The organism is uncultured Granulicatella sp. (assembly GCF_963515615.1).
In the GTDB taxonomy this organism is placed as follows: domain Bacteria; phylum Bacillota; class Bacilli; order Lactobacillales; family Aerococcaceae; genus Granulicatella.
This window is the reverse complement of the sequence record NZ_CAUPZT010000015.1, coordinates 21,078-38,741: the sequence shown is the minus strand read 5'-3', so window position 1 is coordinate 38,741 and position 17,664 is coordinate 21,078. Positions and strand designations below refer to the sequence as shown.

Annotated in this window: 15 protein-coding genes and 2 other RNA genes; 6 read left to right on the top strand and 11 right to left on the bottom strand. The window is 32.7% G+C overall.

Annotated features, from left to right (window positions below; all coding sequences use genetic code 11):
- The first annotated feature begins 148 nt into the window (after positions 1 to 148).
- Together ssrS and RYL55_RS04005 are read left to right on the top strand one after the other, a co-directional pair.
- Positions 149 to 339, top strand: a non-coding RNA gene (gene ssrS / locus RYL55_RS04010) — 6S RNA.
- A gap of 134 nt (positions 340 to 473) precedes the next feature.
- On the top strand, positions 474 to 932 hold the full coding sequence (locus RYL55_RS04005; protein ID WP_315007517.1) for a universal stress protein: 459 nt from the start codon (positions 474 to 476) through the stop codon (positions 930 to 932).
- A gap of 305 nt (positions 933 to 1,237) precedes the next feature.
- Here RYL55_RS04005 and dtd read toward each other — a convergent pair whose 3' ends face one another.
- The 4 genes from dtd to prmA form a co-directional block, all read right to left on the bottom strand.
- Positions 1,238 to 1,684: a D-aminoacyl-tRNA deacylase gene (gene dtd, locus RYL55_RS04000; protein WP_315007515.1), complete on the bottom strand. Its 447-nt coding sequence runs from the start codon at positions 1,682 to 1,684 to the stop codon at positions 1,238 to 1,240.
- Between the two features lie 26 nt (positions 1,685 to 1,710).
- Positions 1,711 to 3,927: a bifunctional (p)ppGpp synthetase/guanosine-3',5'-bis(diphosphate) 3'-pyrophosphohydrolase gene (locus RYL55_RS03995; RefSeq protein ID WP_315007513.1), complete on the bottom strand. Its 2,217-nt coding sequence runs from the start codon at positions 3,925 to 3,927 to the stop codon at positions 1,711 to 1,713.
- Between the two features lie 115 nt (positions 3,928 to 4,042).
- Positions 4,043 to 4,795, bottom strand: a complete 753-nt coding sequence (locus tag RYL55_RS03990; protein WP_315007510.1) for a 16S rRNA (uracil(1498)-N(3))-methyltransferase — start codon at positions 4,793 to 4,795, stop codon at positions 4,043 to 4,045.
- 9 nt (positions 4,796 to 4,804) lie between these two features.
- The gene (prmA, locus tag RYL55_RS03985) at positions 4,805 to 5,749 is read right to left on the bottom strand and encodes a 50S ribosomal protein L11 methyltransferase (protein ID WP_315007509.1); all 945 of its coding nucleotides are present in this window, start codon (positions 5,747 to 5,749) and stop codon (positions 4,805 to 4,807) included.
- Between the two features lie 232 nt (positions 5,750 to 5,981).
- Here prmA and gpsB point away from each other — a divergent pair, with 232 nt between their 5' ends.
- From gpsB to RYL55_RS03970, 3 genes are all read left to right on the top strand, one after another.
- Positions 5,982 to 6,350 carry a cell division regulator GpsB gene (gpsB, locus tag RYL55_RS03980; RefSeq protein WP_315007507.1) on the top strand — a complete coding sequence of 123 codons (369 nt, stop codon included), beginning with the start codon at positions 5,982 to 5,984 and terminating at the stop codon, positions 6,348 to 6,350.
- A gap of 11 nt (positions 6,351 to 6,361) precedes the next feature.
- An RNA gene (gene rnpB / locus RYL55_RS03975) (RNase P RNA component class B) lies at positions 6,362 to 6,723 on the top strand.
- Positions 6,724 to 6,800: 77 nt separating this feature from the next.
- On the top strand, positions 6,801 to 7,946 hold the full coding sequence (locus RYL55_RS03970) for a class I SAM-dependent RNA methyltransferase (protein WP_315007505.1): 1,146 nt from the start codon (positions 6,801 to 6,803) through the stop codon (positions 7,944 to 7,946).
- Between the two features lie 191 nt (positions 7,947 to 8,137).
- Here RYL55_RS03970 and clpB read toward each other — a convergent pair whose 3' ends face one another.
- Positions 8,138 to 10,741 (bottom strand): ATP-dependent chaperone ClpB, encoded by a 2,604-nt coding sequence (clpB, locus tag RYL55_RS03965; RefSeq protein ID WP_315007504.1) that lies wholly within the window; start codon positions 10,739 to 10,741, stop codon positions 8,138 to 8,140.
- A gap of 199 nt (positions 10,742 to 10,940) precedes the next feature.
- The gene (locus tag RYL55_RS03960) at positions 10,941 to 12,050 is read right to left on the bottom strand and encodes a hypothetical protein (RefSeq protein ID WP_315007502.1); all 1,110 of its coding nucleotides are present in this window, start codon (positions 12,048 to 12,050) and stop codon (positions 10,941 to 10,943) included.
- Positions 12,051 to 12,151: 101 nt separating this feature from the next.
- On the opposite strand from RYL55_RS03960, the gene RYL55_RS03955 reads away from it, so the two are divergent.
- Entirely contained in the window at positions 12,152 to 13,084 is a 933-nt protein-coding gene (locus tag RYL55_RS03955; protein WP_315007500.1) for a diacylglycerol kinase family protein, read from the top strand.
- 37 nt (positions 13,085 to 13,121) lie between these two features.
- On the opposite strand, the gene RYL55_RS03950 is transcribed toward RYL55_RS03955, so the two are convergent.
- The 5 genes from RYL55_RS03950 to RYL55_RS03930 form a co-directional block, all read right to left on the bottom strand.
- Positions 13,122 to 13,865: a MerR family transcriptional regulator gene (locus RYL55_RS03950; protein ID WP_315007498.1), complete on the bottom strand. Its 744-nt coding sequence runs from the start codon at positions 13,863 to 13,865 to the stop codon at positions 13,122 to 13,124.
- Positions 13,866 to 13,964: 99 nt separating this feature from the next.
- Positions 13,965 to 14,822, bottom strand: a complete 858-nt coding sequence (locus RYL55_RS03945; RefSeq protein WP_315007496.1) for a YitT family protein — start codon at positions 14,820 to 14,822, stop codon at positions 13,965 to 13,967.
- 19 nt (positions 14,823 to 14,841) lie between these two features.
- Complete coding sequence (locus RYL55_RS03940) at positions 14,842 to 15,732, bottom strand: YitT family protein (RefSeq protein ID WP_315007495.1); 891 nt, start codon at positions 15,730 to 15,732, stop codon at positions 14,842 to 14,844.
- Positions 15,729 to 16,619, bottom strand: coding sequence for a VOC family protein (locus RYL55_RS03935; RefSeq protein ID WP_315007494.1), 891 nt, complete (start codon positions 16,617 to 16,619; stop codon positions 15,729 to 15,731). Before RYL55_RS03935 ends, RYL55_RS03940 begins: the two co-directional genes overlap by 4 nt.
- A gap of 100 nt (positions 16,620 to 16,719) precedes the next feature.
- A complete protein-coding gene (locus RYL55_RS03930) occupies positions 16,720 to 17,649 on the bottom strand; it encodes a manganese-dependent inorganic pyrophosphatase (RefSeq protein ID WP_315007493.1) in 930 nt (309 codons plus the stop codon).
- Positions 17,650 to 17,664 lie beyond the last annotated feature (15 nt).

The following is a 17,664-nucleotide window of genomic DNA, read 5'->3' as shown; positions in this document are numbered from 1 at the left end:
ACATTGGTTCTCTTTTTTTTATTCTTTTTTGTCACAAATGTATGATACCCTAACATCTGCTTAAAAAAATATTTGCGCTTCAATTATAAGTAAACGCTATCAATATAAGTATTGATTTTTTATATAAGGAGTGCTACTATAGTGACATAGAAATCTGAGATGTGCGCGGTATTTACTAAGTATTGACCGAACAATTAATGACTTTTTAGGGATTCAGATTGTTGTTATGGATAACAAGCCATTGCACGTGGAAGTTAAGAAATAACTCATAGAAGCCCACCTGCTTAGAATGCGGGTTCAAAACTATCAAATACATCAAACGACATCACCGGAAATCTATCAATAAAGTTTTTACTTTGGACCACTCTTTGAGTGGTTTTTTCTTTTATAAACGGATTTTCTCTTTATGAAACCCCTTTAAAAAGTATTTCATAGTGGTATAATAAAAGTATAAAGATGAAGGAGTGATTGTTATGTTCCATGAATATTCAAAAATTTTAGTTCCGGTAGATGGATCAAATGAAGCTAGATTAGCTTTTGAAAAAGCAATTGAGGTCGCTAAAAGAAATCGTGCTCAAGTATTAATTGCACATATTATTGATACAAGAGTCCTTCAAACTCCTACTGGTTTCGAAGGAAACTTTAATGAAGAAATTCAAAGACAAACAGAAAACTTATTCCAAGAATACCGTCAATATGCCCAAGAACATAATTTTAATGACATCGATTTTTTTTTAGAATACGGTTCTCCAAAAGTGTATATTTCTAAAAATATTCCAAAGGATTATCAAATTGATTTAATTATGATGGGCGCCACAGGACTAAACGCAGTAGAACGATTATTTATCGGATCAGTATCAGAATACGTCATCAGAAATGCTAGCTGTGACGTCTTAGTAGTCCGCACAGACCTAGAAAACCAACGCCAATAAAAGTTTAGAAATGAAAAACAGGAAATACTCCCCTATTAACAAGGGACTTTCCTGTTTTAATTTTTTATGCAATATAGTTTTCACCGCCTCTTAAATGAGTGACACTCAAAAAGTATAGAAAAAGAGAACTGGAAAGATTTCCCGTAGTAGTACATGTAATAGAAGCCTTTGGCTTCTATTACTGGAAAAATCGAGACCTTAGGCTCGATTTTTAGGTATGAGACTCGCATTTTTGCGAGTCTGCTACCGTCCATTACTACTACAATAAGAAATTCTTTCCAGTTCTCTTTTTCTATTACGCCCCATTAACGGTTTTTTGAATCCAACAGTATTGTCACTGGTCCATCATTTAGTAACTCTACTTTCATATCCGCACCAAACTGACCCGTCTCAACAGGAACTCCCGTCTCTCTCAACAAACCATTAAACTGCTCAAACATCTCAAGCGCAACATCCCCAGGAGCTGCCTTTGAAAACGAAGGACGATTCCCCTTCTTCGTTTCCGCATATAAAGTAAACTGCGAAACCGATAAAATCTCACCGCCAATATCTTGAATACTACGATTCAATTTACCCTCTTCATCCTCAAAAATTCTCATCTGAACAATCTTACGAACAAGATATTCCATATCCTCCATTGCATCATCATGCGTTACACCCACTAACAAAAGAAAACCACGTTGAATCTTTCCAATGACTTTCTCATCAACTGTAACACTCGCATGAGCAACACGCTGTAAAACAATTCTCATAACACTTTCCTCTTTCTCGTATTCGCTTATGAAATCACACGACGAACACTATAAACATCAGGAATTTGATTAATTTTCTTTACAATATATTCTAATTGTTCCGTATTATGAATCCCAATATTAACTGTAATCGTAGCCATCTTATTAGAATCCACTTTACCATTTACAGAATTTAAAGATTTCGTAATACTATTGATAACATTTAATACCTCATTCAATAAACCATTACGATTATATCCTTCAACAACTAGTTCTGTATCATATTGTTGCTTAGAATTACCTGTATCTTCCCAATCTACATCAATTAAACGAGTTTGTTGATCTTGTTGAACTTTAACATTCGGACAATCTTTACGATGGACAGAAATGCCACGTCCTTTTGTAATATATCCAACAATTTCATCACCCGGCACCGGATTACAACAACGACTTAAACGAATTAATAAGTTATTAACCCCTTCAATAATAACGCCATTTTCATGCTTAATACTCATCTTTTGAGTATCTTTACGATGAATTTTCTCAGTCGTTTGTTCAAATGCTTCTTCTTGCATTTTTTGTTGTTCAATTTTACGACGTGCTTTATCGGTTAATCGATTCGCAACCGTTTGAACAGATACTTCTCCAAATCCAATCGCTGCAAATAAATCATCTTCATTCGCAAAATTAAATCGATTTGAAATTTCTTTTAATTGAGTCTTCGTTAAAAAGTCTTTTGGAGAAAACTCTAAATCAGCAATTTGTTTTTCTAGTAAATCACGTCCACGAAGAATACTTTCTTCACGATTTTGTAATTTAAAGAACCGACGAATTTTATTTTTTGCACGAGTCGTAAATACTAAATTAATCCAGTCTCTTGATGGACCAAATGAATTCGCAGAAGTTAATACTTCTACAATGTCTCCAGTTTTTAACTGATAATTTAACGGTACAATTTTATTATTTACTTTTGCACCAACAGTTTTATTTCCAACTTCAGTATGAATATTATAAGCAAAGTCTAATGGTCCAGATCCTAATGGTAATTCAGACACATCTCCTTTTGGAGTAAAGACATATACTTTATCTCCAAAAATATCTTCCTTTACACTATTCATAAAGTCATTAGCATCTTTTGAATCATCTTGTAATTCAATTAAATCTTTAAACCAATCTAATTGTTTTTGAAGTGGATCATTTGATACTTTTTGCGTGTTTCCTTCTTTATAAGCCCAGTGAGCTGCAACCCCGTATTCAGCAACTGCATGCATTTCAAATGTACGAATTTGAATTTCTACCGGTTTACCTCCAGGTCCAATTACAGTCGTATGAATTGATTGATACATATTTGCCTTAGGCATTGCAATATAATCTTTGAAACGACGAGGCATTGGTTTCCATTTTGTATGAATTGCCCCAACAACTGCGTAACAATCACGAATACTATTCACTAAAACACGAATCGCTAATAAATCATAGATTTCATTGAACTCTTTCTTTTTATCTTTCATTTTACGATAAATTGAATAAATGTGTTTTGGTCGTCCATAAATTTCAGCTTCAATTTCTAATTCTTTTGTAGCTTCTTCAATATTCACCACTGTTTCATGAATATATGCTTCACGTTCATCACGTTTTGAATCCATTAATTGAACAATGCGATAATATTGTTGTGGGTTTAAATATCTTAATGATGTATCTTCTAATTCCCACTTAATTTTATTCATCCCTAGTCGATGAGCTAAAGGAGCATAAATCTCTAATGTTTCATTAGCAATCATGCGTTGTTTTTCTGGTTTATGGAATTTTAAGGTTCTTAAATTATGTAAACGGTCAGCTAGTTTTACCATAATAACCCTTAAATCATTTGCCATCGCTAATAACATTTTACGGTGATTTTCCGCTTGTTGTTCTTCATGAGATTTATATTTAATTTTTCCTAGTTTTGTAACACCATCTACTAAAAATGCAACATCTTTGCCAAAAACATAATCAATGTCTTCGATTGTAAATCCTGTATCTTCTACTACATCGTGCAAAAATCCTGTTGCAATCGTATCTGGATCTAAGTGTAATTCTGCCAAAATTCCAGCTACTTGAATTGGGTGAACAATATATGCTTCGCCAGATTTTCTCACTTGATCTTTATGGGCATAAGTTGCATATTCAATGGCTTTTTCGATGAACTGAATACTTTTTTCATTCATATATTCACGACAAAGTGAAATGACATCTTCAGCCGTATAATTTTTATTTTTTGACATATACGTTTTTCCCCTTAATTCATGACAGTAACCGTATAAAAATGATTTTGTTACTGTTTTCTTAACTTTAGTTAATACTTATCCTATCTCTTTCTTTGTCTTCCGTCAACTATTTCTAACCTTTTAACAATTCGAAATGATAGGACACTGCAGCTAGTGCATACATTGGTGCTGTTTCTGCTCGTAAAATTCTTGGACCTAAGGCACAAGAGTATACTTCTTGGCTATTTAAGTACTCAATTTCTTGAACATCAAATCCACCTTCAGGACCAAAATAAAAGGCAATTGAATCTCCTTCTTTTAATGAAGTAAATGATTGAACCAAAGCTGCTGCTTCTCCTTGTTTAGCAACTTCTTCAAAGGCAACTAATGCTTTTGTCGATTGCTTAGCTAATACGACACTTTCCTTTAATGTCATTAACTCTAACACTTTTGGAATATGTAGTCGGTGAGATTGTTCAGCTGCTTCTTGCGCAATTTTTTGTAATCTTTCAATTTTCTTTTGAGATTTATCCTTTGTCCATTTCACCATATTGCGTTTCAATTCTACGGGTACAATCGTATGAACGCCTAATTCTGTAGCTTTTTGAACAATCGTTTCTAATTTATCCCCTTTTGATAGCCCTACAAAAATTTTCACATCAATCGGTAATTCAACATTTTGTTCTTTATGTTCTACTATTGTTAACTCGAATGGTGATAATTGTGTGATTTTTGAGATATACAATTGTTCATTCTCATCTACAATTTCACAACATTCTTCGATATTCATTCGCATCACTTTTACCATATGATGCTCTTGCTCTTTAGGAACGGAGATCTTTTCTCCTACAGATTGAATGACTTGATCAATAAAATAACGTTGCATCTCGTTCACCTAGTCTTTCGCTTTTATCATGACAAATGTATTCCATTCACCCATTGTTAATTGTTTTTTTAAAGAAAATCCAGCATTTTCATAAGCAGCACGTACTTCCTCTGCTTTTGATTGAATAATTCCTGATAAAATTAAGACACCATTTTCTTTTAAATTATGATAAGCATCCGCCGGCATCATTAATAAAATTTCCGCTAAAATATTTGCTACAATTAGATCAGAAGGTTGATTAATTCCTTGTAATAAATTATTTTCATAAACAGAAATTCCTCCAACTTCTGGGTTTAATGAAATGTTTTCTTTTGAAACTCTTGTTGCCATTTCATCAATGTCAAATGCTGTAACTGTACTTGCACCTAACAGTTTAGCAGCAATACTTAACACACCAGATCCTGTTCCAACATCTAATACACTCTCTCCACCACGAACATATTGCTCTAAAGCTGCTAGCGATAATTGAGTCGTTGGATGTGTACCTGTTCCGAATGCTAAACCTGGATCTAATCGGATTAAGCGTTCATCTTCTTGTTGTTTTTGATACTCTAACCAACTTGGCACAACTGTTAAATATCTAGTTACACGAACTGGGAAATAATATTTTTTCCAAGCTTCTGCCCAGTCTGCTTCCCCTACTGTTTGTAATGTCACAATTCCCTTACCAATGGTTAATCCGAAAGATTTTAGTTCTTGAACTCTATTCGTAACTGTTTCCGTCATTTCATCATTCCATTGATTTGGTTGGAAATAAGCTTTAACAAAAACTTCATCTGTTTCATATAAAGACTTTCTTTCTACTGAAAGCCATTCTAATTGTTCTTGATTTAATTGATCATAATCAAGCGGATCTTCAATCAAAACTCCTTTAGCTCCAATTTCCATAAAAATTTCACTGACTGCCTCTACACTTTCTGTATGAGTTACTACTGTAACTTCTAACCAATCCATTTATTAACTCTCCTTTTGCGTATATCCTTGTTCACAAGACATTATAACAAAGAAAATAAAATTTGACTAAAAATTTAATGTAACATATTTGTAATTTTTCTGAATTTTTAGTATGATATTGAAGATAGAAAAACGAGAGGTTTTTCACTGCTTGCAAAAGACAGTTATGCATCGAGTAGCAAGTATACTAGAGTAAACTATATAATGATTAATATTAAGGAGTAATGAAACCATGGCAAGACATTTATCAACAAAAGATATTTTAAATAAACAATTTAAACGCTCATTTAGAGGATTTGACATTGAAGAAGTAGATGCATTTTTAGATTTAATTATTCGTGATTATGATACATTCCAAAAAGAAATTAGCTTTTTACAAAGTGAAAATGAACGTTTAGTAAATAAAGTTGACGAATTATCAAAACAAGCAACTGTCACAAAAGGAACTCGCTCAGCTAGCATTCCTTCTGCTGGTGTTACAAACTTTGATATTTTAAAACGTTTAGCCAATTTAGAAAAACATGTATTTGATGAAAAATTAGAAGAAGATGACGATGATGATTTAGATAAAACTCGTGTTATTACCCCAATTAAAGATTAATAATACTTGTAAACTTTGAGTAATCGCGGTAGTGATTGCACTACTGAGGAAAGTCCATGCTCGCACAGACTGAGATGTCTGTAGTGTTCGTGCTTAGCGAAACAATAAGCTAAGGCAACAACTTGTTGACGGCAGAAAAAATGGCTAAGGAATTTCTATGCCAAAGTATTCTTGAAAGTGCCACAGTGACGAAGCATTTCTGGAAACGGAAATGGTGGAACGCGGTAAACCCCTCGAGCGAGCAACCCAAACATATGGTAGGGGCACTCTTTATTAGGAAATGAACGAAATAAGAGGCACATTTGTGTAGACAGATGATTACTGAAATCAATTAGAACCTGCTAATTGATGGAACAGAACATGGCTTATAGAAGTTTGCATTCAGGTTATTTACCGGGGTCTCCCGGTATTTTTTTTGAAAAACAAAACTTTCATAGAAAGGAAATCATTATGACAACTTATAAATTAGTCGCCACTGCTGCAGCTGGCATTGAAGCACTTGTTGGAAAAGAATTAAGAACTCTTGGATATGATTGCCAAGTTGAAAATGGAAAAGCTTATTTTACTGGAGGCGATTATGATATTGCGAAAACGAATATTTATTTACGTACCGCAGATCGTATTAAAATCGTTTTTGGTCAATTTACCGCTAAAACTTTTGATGCTTTATTTGAACAAACAAAAGCACTTCCTTGGGAACAAATTTTACCAGTTGATGCAGAATTTCCCGTATCTGGAAAATCAGTTAAATCAACGTTACATAGTGTTCCAAACTGCCAATCAATTGTTAAAAAAGCAATTGTTAACCGTTTAAGTGCAGCTTACGCTCGTAAAACACATTTACCAGAAACAGGAGCACTCTATCCTATCGAAGTTTCTATTCTAAAAGATGTCGTAACATTAACGATTGATACAAGTGGAACAAGTTTATTTAAACGTGGCTACCGTACTGAAAAAGGTGGCGCACCATTAAAAGAAAATATGGCTGCTGCTCTTGTCATGTTAACGAATTGGTTCCCAGATAAACCATTTTACGATCCATGTTGTGGTTCAGGTACTATTCCAATCGAAGCTGCTTTAATTGGATTAAACATTGCACCTGGATTAAACCGCTCATTTGCAGCTGAAAAATGGACATTCTTTGATCCAAAAGCATTTGACACTGTTCGTCAAGAAGCAAGAAAAGAAATTCGTACAGATGTAACATTAGACATTCTTGGAGCTGATATTGATGGTTCTATGATTGAAATTGCAAAACAAAATGCAATTAAAGCTGGTGTTCGCGAGCATATTGAATTTAAGCAAATGCAATTAAAAGATTTCCGTACGAAGAAAGAAAATGGTGTATTAGTCGCTAATCCACCATATGGTGATCGTTTATTATCTGAAGAACAAGCTCAAAATATTTACCGTCAAATGGGACAAACATATGAACCATTAGAAACTTGGAGTAAGTATATTTTAACGAGTGATTTAAGTTTTGAAGAACATTACGGAAAACAAGCCACTAAAAAACGTAAACTATACAATGGTGCCATTCGTACCGACTACTTCCAATTCTGGGGCATCCGTAAACGCAAAACGGTAAGTGAATAAATTAATGAATATTAGTTATTATATGTAATGAGTTTTAATTAAAATAAAAAAGAAAACTTTTCTAAGTAGTAGTACTATAAGCCACAAAACTGTGGCTTATAGTACAGGAAAATTTGAGACCTAGGCTCAAATTTTAGCCATGAGACCGCAGGTCTGCTGGCGTCCTTACTACATAGAAAAGTTTTTCTTTTTTATTTTAATTCTTCAACTACATGAAAGGTAACATGGTCTGCTACTACATCACATTGTACAGTATTTCCTGGTAAAATACTTGAACGGATTAATTCTTTCGCTAATGGTGTTTCAATTTCACGTTGAATATAACGAGCAATTGGTCTAGCACCATAAACCGGATTATAAGCATTTTCCGAAATCCAATCTTTCAATTCATCCGTGAACTCTAATTGAATCTCTTGCTCTTGTAAACGAAGATTTAAATCTTTCAACATCTTACCAATGATTCCATGAATATGAGTTCTTGATAAAGGTGTAAAGAAGATTGTTTCATCAATACGGTTTAAAAATTCAGGTTTAAATGTACCCTTCAAGACACTTTCCACTGCTTGTCTTGTTTCAGCATCAATTGTTTCTCCTTGAATTTCTAATAAGAATTGAGATCCAATATTACTTGTCATAATGAAGACCGTATTTTTAAAGTCAACCACTCTACCTTTTGAATCTGTTAGACGACCATCATCTAATACTTGTAATAAAATATTGAAGACATCTGGATGTGCTTTTTCAATTTCATCTAATAAAACAATCGTATATGGATTACGACGAACTGCTTCTGTTAATTGACCTCCTTCTTCATAACCTACATATCCTGGAGGCGCTCCAACTAAACGACTCACAGAGAATTTCTCCATATATTCACTCATATCAATTCTGACCATATGGTCTTGGCTATCAAATAAGTTTTCTGCCAAAGTTTTCGCTAATTCTGTTTTACCGACACCAGTTGGACCTAAGAATAAGAAGCTACCAATTGGACGATTTGGATTTTGTAATCCTGCACGAGAACGTAAGACTGCATCTGCCACTTTTTGAACAGCTTCATCTTGTCCAATAACACGTTCATGTAACGTATCTTCTAATTGAAGAAGTTTTTCTCTTTCTCCTTCGACTAATTTTGTTACAGGAATACCTGTTAATCGACCTACCACACGAGCTATTTCTTCATCTGTTACAGCTTCTTGCACTAATCGATTATCTTCTTGAGCATGAAGTTTCGCTTGTGCTTCTAATTCTTGAATTTCTTTTTCTAATTTAGGAATACGACCATGGCGAAGTTCAGCAGCTTTTTCTAAATTATATTCAGCTTCAGCTTCTTCTAATTCATGTTTTAAGCGATCAATTTCTTCACGTTTATCACGAATTTTATTCACTTCTTCTTTTTCGATTTCCCATTTCATTTTCAAGCTATTTGCTTCTTCACGTAATGTTGCTAATTCTTCTTGAAGAATCGATAAGCGCTTCTTACTTGCTTCATCTTTTTCCATTTTTAATGCTTGTTCTTCAATTTCTAATTGCATTAAACGACGAGTCACTGCATCCAATTGAGTTGGCATCGAATTCATTTCTACACGAATTGTTGCACATGCCTCATCGACTAAATCAATGGCTTTATCTGGTAAATAACGGTCTGTAATATATCGATTTGATAAAGTTGCTGCTGCTACTAAAGCATTATCATGAATATTTACACTATGGTGAATTTCAAAACGTTCTTTTAATCCACGTAAAATAGAAATTGTATCTTCTACTGTTGGTTCGTGAACTAATACTTTTTGGAAACGTCTTTCTAAAGCTTTATCTTTTTCCATATTTTCACGATATTCATCCAAGGTTGTTGCCCCGATACAGTGTAATTCTCCACGAGCTAACATTGGTTTTAATAGGTTTCCAGCATCCATTGAGCCTTCTGTTTTACCAGCTCCAACAATCGTATGAATTTCATCAATAAATAAAATGATTTGTCCTTCTGATTTTGTAACTTCTGCTAAAACTGCTTTTAATCGTTCTTCAAATTCCCCACGGAATTTAGCACCTGCAATCAAGGCTCCCATATCTAATGAGTAAATGACTTTATCTTTTAAATTTTCAGGAACGTCTTTGCGAACAATTCTTTGTGCAAGTCCTTCAACGATAGCTGTTTTACCTACCCCAGGTTCCCCGATTAATACAGGATTGTTCTTTGTTTTTCTAGATAAAATACGGATAACATCACGAATTTCTTCATCACGTCCAATAACTGGATCCTGTTTTCCAGATTTTACGGCTTCATTTAAATTTTGTGCATATTGTTTTAATGCTTCATATTGATTTTCTTGATTTTGACTAGTCACACGACTTCCTCCTCTCAATTTTTCAATTCTTTCTTGTAATACTTGTTTTGTTACTTGATGTTTCACTAAAAATTCTTTAATAGGATGATTAATTTCCATTAAAGCTAGTACAATCACTTCAGTTGCTAAATATTCATCTTGAAATTGTTGTCTAATTTCATCTGCTTTCGTTAGTAATTGATAGAAAGATGGACTTAAACTTTGACCATATTGGACTTGGCTTCCTTCTACTATTGGTAATTGATCAATTTTTTCATCCACAAATTTTTCTAATTCTGAAATTGGAACATGGACATCTTCATATAGATTTCTCACAAAATGATTAGGCGTTAAAAATACTTTCCACAAATGTGAGATATCAATTTCTTGATGTTTTCTATTTTGCGCAATTTCTTGTGCCTGAGCAAGTGATTGTTGCATCATCGTTGTCATTTTTTCAATATTCATCTTGCTTCCCCCATTCTTTTTCTTCCATTTCTTTATCAAATTTCTTTGATGTTTATAGTATACACCTTTAGTCAATAAAGGTCAAACATTTTCTTTGACTTTTTTTGACTTTTTGACAAAAAAGAATAGAAATTCCATAGTAGCTGAAACCGTAGGTTTGCTTGCGCCCTAGCTACTATAAAATTTCTATTCAAAAAATCTATCCATTTGAATCAACACGCATTACTTTTCTTACGCAATAATATCCTGGAGTTAACTCTTTCTCCTTATCCTCAATTCCCTCACCACGATAATACGAAGACAAGGGCAATAAATTAATAATCGGTGCCTTGTGAGTCTCCTCTAACCAACCACCCTTTGTAACAGATACATCATCGATTAATTCCGAACCAAATTCCGCATTCGCAATCGTTAAACCAAACATATTCTCTTTCCATAAAGGAGAAATATTTTGCTGGAAAAACTGACGCTTTAACTGATTTCCCCATTTGAATAAACGACGACAACTTGCTCCACAACAATACTCCCATTCATCTTCATTTAATAATCCAAAACCATGACGCTCTACTTCCCTTTTTACATCAGAATAAGAAATCGCATCATCTACATAACAATTAAAAATATCAGGATTCAAATGATTTTGTTGAATTAATAAAGGAGCTTTTCTAGCTACTGTGGGATAATCTTGTAAAAAATAATGATTTTGCCCTTCAGGTACCAACAATGAATGAATTCTCTCAAGAAGATTATCTGTTTGATTTTCATGAGACATTAATTGTCCTGAAACTACGTTATATTGACCGATATATTTCATTCCAACATATTGAGGCTTCTTCTCTACTAATAATGCTGGAATATTCACTTCTCGTAGAGGTGAAGTTGAACGATTAATTTTCTCATCAATGTATTCTGTTGTTAAACGAATATGAGAAAAATCTTGATTCAAAAATCCTTCTTCTGTTAAAAGTGAACTGGTTAATTGTTGATTACAATACCGTTTTAAAGCGTATCTTAATTCTTGACGCTCTTCACTACAATCAAGCCCAGATAAACCAGATAATCCTCTATCCCATCCTAAAATACATTTTTTCTGTCCAGGTACAAATACATACTCTATACCATCTATGACTATTTCAAATGTATCTGTTTTTATACCACCAAAATGATAACTAACTGGGGTAATTTTTGTCACTTCCAGTATTGGATTTACAAAATGTCTTAACACATTTTGAATGACTACTTCCTTCATTTCATTTGATAAGGTTTTCCATGTTGGGTTTAAAACTGCTTCAAATAAATTATTAGACATCTTCGTCACCTCGGTTCTAACTTCAAATTAATCTTAACACTTCTTCATTTATAAAATCAACTCGATTTGTTATAATATATTGTACACAAAAGGAGAATACTATGCAGTTAATGATTATCGCAAATCCATTTTCCGGTGGTGGAAATGGAAAAAAACAATTCGACAAGTTAGTCAACTATTGTCTAAAAAACAACATTACATTTTCAACTTATTTAACACAATATTCTGGAGAAATATTTGAAATAATCCCCCGTATTATTCAAAACTTATCTTCAGAACAAAAAATGATCATTATTGGTGGAGATGGTACGCTGAATGAAGCTATATCTTCTCTTATTGCATTCAAGCAAGAAATCCCTGTAGCTTACTTACCCGCAGGAACAGGAAATGATTTTGCAAGAGAAATGAAATTTACCCATGATATTGCGACATTTATAAAGCATCTACAAAATGAAACGGTTAAACAGCTTGAAATCATTTCATATCATGAAAAACTCAGTCATAAAAAAGGAATTGCAATTAATTCATTAGGCTTTGGAATAGATGCTGCTATTTGTCAGTTAAATAATTTCCAATCAAAATCACAGAAAAAACGATTTGGTTTAAATAAATTATCTTATTTAACACCTATAATCGATGCCTTTAAACACCATCAAGAATTTCAAGCTTCAATTCAAATCGATGACAAACCTGTTCAAATAGCTGATAAAAATTTATTAGTAGGACTATTCAATCACTCTTATTTTGGTGGAGGGATTCAATTTGTGCCTACTGCAAAACAAAATTCGCATCATTTTGAAGTGGTCGTAACTAGAGATGTCACAACTAAAGTCATTCTTAAAGCTTTTCCATTTATTTTGTGGAATAAACAACATTTTGAACAATTTCCGAATCACTTAATGAAACAAACTGCTACTAAAGCCTGTATCAAAATTAAACAGCCAATTCTGATGCAAACAGATGGAGAAGTCACTTCTTTTGAAGCAGTCGACTTAGAAGCTAAATTAATAACCTATCCAATCTATTTAACCTAAAAAAACTGGAGCCAATAACGACTCCAGTTTTCTTTTTTTAATATCCTCTCACTTTTGCTACATATTGTTGAATGGCGTCACAGGCATACTGTCCAACACCTTTTCCATAGTTATCTAAATTAGTTCTAAATTCCTCATTATGTGCATATCCAAGCCCAATACTTGAAAATACATCAATCGAACAATCAAATGCATATTGACACATATGCTGATGTAATTCTTTTGCAAGAGTTACATTTACTTCATCAGTTGCTGGAATTCCTTTTTGAATATTATCTGCATAAGCGAAGAAAATTCGATTAAACCCTTCTGCTACGATATCTTCTTTTCCTTTTTGTTTTTCTTCGGCTTCGTTAATCACTTCTTCACTATATTTTTTTATGGCTTCATTTTTATATTTTTCATTATCTGAAACACTAAATCCTTTAAATTTTTCTTCTGATGACATCCTAATTTTCCTTTCTGTAGACAGAATTGTCTTTTCTAATGTATCAATTAATGTTAGAAGTTTTTCCTTTTCATTTTGCATTAACATTAATTGTTTTTGTAAGTGTGGTAATAAGTCCTCTTCCTTTTGTTGCAACAGTGACTGAATTTCTTTTAGAGAAAATCCTAAATATTTATAGTAAAGAATCGTTTGTAAATAAGATAAGTCTTCTTCACTATAATATCGATAACCATTTTTATCTTTTTTGGGTGAAAGTAAACCTATATTGTCATAATGATGTAAAGTGCGCACCGATACACCACTAAGTTCACTCACTTGTTTAATGAAATACATCTTTATTCCTCCTAACAATTACAGTATAGGGTATGACGTTAGGTTATAGTCAAGCTTTTTTATAAAAAAATACACCTCCAAAATGGAAGTGTATCATTTTTATGATTTTGGTTGATAAGTAAATCCTTCACCAATAACATGTGTGACTTCAGTAATAATTGTAAATGCTTCAGGATCTACATCATGAATAATTCTTTGTAATGTCATCACTTGAAGACGGTTAACGGCTACAAATAATACTTTTCTTTCTTCACGAGAATAAAAACCATGCCCATCTAAAATCGTTGTACCACGACCAATTTTTTCTTGAATTTGAGCACCAATTTCTTCATATTTCTTAGAGATAATCATAAAGGATTTCTTAGAGTTAAATCCTTCTAACACAAGATTAATCATTCTACTTGCAGTAAATAAATAAATTAATGTAATAATTACTTTTTCTAAATCAGAAATAATGGATAACGGACTTACAACAAAAATATCTAATAGTAATAATGAAACAGAGATATTCCATCCTAAATATTTTTTCAACATCATTGCAATAATATCAGTTCCTGCTGTCGTTCCATTTCCTAACATAACAAGACCTAAAGCAGCCCCTGCAACTACTCCGCCACCAATAGCTGCTAATAATGAATTTTGTGGAACAAATTGATATGCCCCTCTAGTAATATCTAAAAATACAGACATCAAAATAACTGCATAAATAGTATAAAACATTGTTCTACGTTCTAAATATTGATAACCAATTAATAGTAAAACAATATTAATCACTAAATTCGAAGTCCCGGGATTAATGCCCATAATATAATATAATAATAACGTAATCCCTGTTACACCACCACTCCCAAACTGATTGGGAATCACAACTGCATTAATCGTAAACGAAAAAATAAAAGATCCGATGGTAACCATCAATAGTGACATTAGAGTTTCTTGATTTATATACTTTTTCATATGAGACTTCTCCTTTCTCTTATTCAGGATCTCTATGGAATCTTCCATAGAAGTTTTCTGTTGCAAATTGATTAATAATCACTCGAGGATCCGCTTCTTTTAAGACTGAAATTGCATCAATTAATTCATAAGATGATAATACAGTATGAAGCAAATACATTCTCTCGTGACTAAAACCACCAATGGCTTCCACACAAGAAATACCATGACGAATATTTTTTAAATACGCTTGCATCACTTCTTCACCATAACGGGTTGTAATTTGTAAAGTGACACGATGGTATCGTTGATGGAAATTGCTAATGACTTTTGTTGAAATATATTGGAATAGAATTGAGTATCCTGCATATTTCCAACCAAAAATAGCACCGAAAATTAATAATAATAAGGTATTAAAAAAGAATACTTCTTGCCAAATTGTTTTACCATTTCGATTAGAAAAGAATAAGGCAATAAAATCCATTCCTCCAGTGGAAGCATTTCCTTTTAAAGCAATGGAAATATAAATTCCATTTAACACTCCGCCGAAAATAACATTTAATAATACATCATCGAAAATAGGTTCAAAATGCAATACTCGTATAAAGAAACTTCCACAAAATACTTGTAAAATTGAGTAAAACGTAAATCTAGGGCTAATCCCTCGGTAACAAATAATCGCAACTGGAATATTTAATGCTAGCATCATTAGTGAAATCGATAAATCCATTCCAACTAATTCCCCGATTTGATGAATTAAAATAGAAACCCCTAAAAATCCACTCGATAATAAATTGGAGGGTTGAATAAAAACCTTTAATGTAAATGCTTGTAAAAATCCGGATACTAAAATAGCTAGTATACTTACTAAATGACGAACTTTAGGATTTTTACGATATTTTCGATACATTGCAGCATTTAATAAACTCATAGGCGTTCACCAACTTTTAAATGATAACGAATATGATCGGGTGTTAAAATTTTCAATTCTGAATCTTGGTATAAATAAGGCCATTCTATTTCTTCTAAACGCTCCACAATGGCTTCTAACACTTTAATTTCTGGAACAAAAAACATAATTTCTCTAATACCATATAAGGTATGAGTTTTGTCAATATTTTGCCACTCATTAATGGCAATCGAATAATATTGTTGATTGATTTGAAAATTTTGACGTTCAGCAACATAATCGTAAGTTGTTTTAAATTGAAAAATATCATGAAGGAAGTCAGAAGTCTTTTGAATATCTTCTACAATATAGTGAACTTGATTTAAACGTGTTTTAGCAGGAAGACCATGAACACCAGTATCACCCAATTGAATGAAATCTTGAATTGGAATGGTGACTTGATTTCCTTCTAAATATTGCATTTCATGATTGACATCTTCTAATAATAAATCTTTTTTCACACAATAAAATTTTAAACGATTTTGTTCTGGATCCATTATATAAAAAGCTTCACCATATCCATCATCACAAGTTGCCATAATCATTTGTTCTTCCAATAACAAATGATTACTTAAATCACCCAACAATTGTTTTTTTGGAATTTCAAATCCTAAATAATACGTTAAGTTGGTATTACGAGTTCCAGTATTTTCTACAGCCAATAATCGAATCATCGGAACACTTCCCTGAGGCATTCCTAATAAAATCTCTGTTTCAAAGTCTTGTAAAATGGTTAAACCCAAAACTTGTGTATAAAATCTCTTCATACTATGGATATTTTCTACAAATAGTGTTACTTGAGCAATATCCCATTCTTTTTGTGATCCAGAAGACAATAAATTTTTCAAATAGTCTAATAAATGTTTCACTGCTTCTCATCCTTCATTTTTCCAATTTTTTTCAATAAAATAATCCGAACTGGACATGGCTATTCTGTCCATCAATTGTTCGGATTAAACATAAATTAAATTAGCCCTCAAATGCTACTGTTAAAGGTGGCACTACTTGTTTTTTACGAGATACAACCCCCGGTAAAATTAACAAGCCATTTTCATATTCTGTATTAAATGCTTTCGCAACTGTATCTAATGCTTCTCCAACAACTAATCCAGTAGAAACACTTGTTAAAATATTTGTTACTACTAATAAAAATGTATCGTAACCATGCGTTGCATTTGCTTCTTTCATACTAAATTCTAATGCATCACGTCTAGCTAGTAATTCTTGTTCATCAACAACATTTACTTGGGCAATACGCATATTTAAAGAACCCATTGGGAATGATTTTGCATCTAAATCAATTAATTCTGCTTCTGATTTTGTTGATAGATTTGTCCCTGCTTTAAGCATTTCTAATCCATAAGAATTTACATCAATTTCAGCAATACGTGCTAATTCAGTTGCTGCTTCAATATCTTGTTGTGTACAAGTTGGTGATTTAAATAATAAAGTATCAGATACAATTGCTGAAACCATTAATCCTGCAATTTCTTTTGGAATTTCGATTCCATATTCTTTATACATTTTAAATAAAATAGTATTTGTACATCCTACTGGTTCACAACGATAGAATAGAGGATTTGCCGTTTGGAAATTCGCAATACGATGATGATCCACGACATAGTGCACTTCAACTTTTTCAACATCACTAGCACTTTGTTGTACTTCATTATGGTCTACTAAGGCTACTTTATCTGTTTCTTCACTTAATGATGTAATCACACGTGGTGCTGTTCTATTAAAATAGTTTAGTGCATATTGAGTTTCTTCATTAGGTTCACCTAATGCAACTGCTTCTGCATCTTCTCCTAATTGTTTTAAAAAATAGGCATACGAAATAGCTGATGTAATCGCATCTGTATCTGGATTTTGGTGTCCAAAAACTAATAATTTACTCATCTTATATCCTCACTT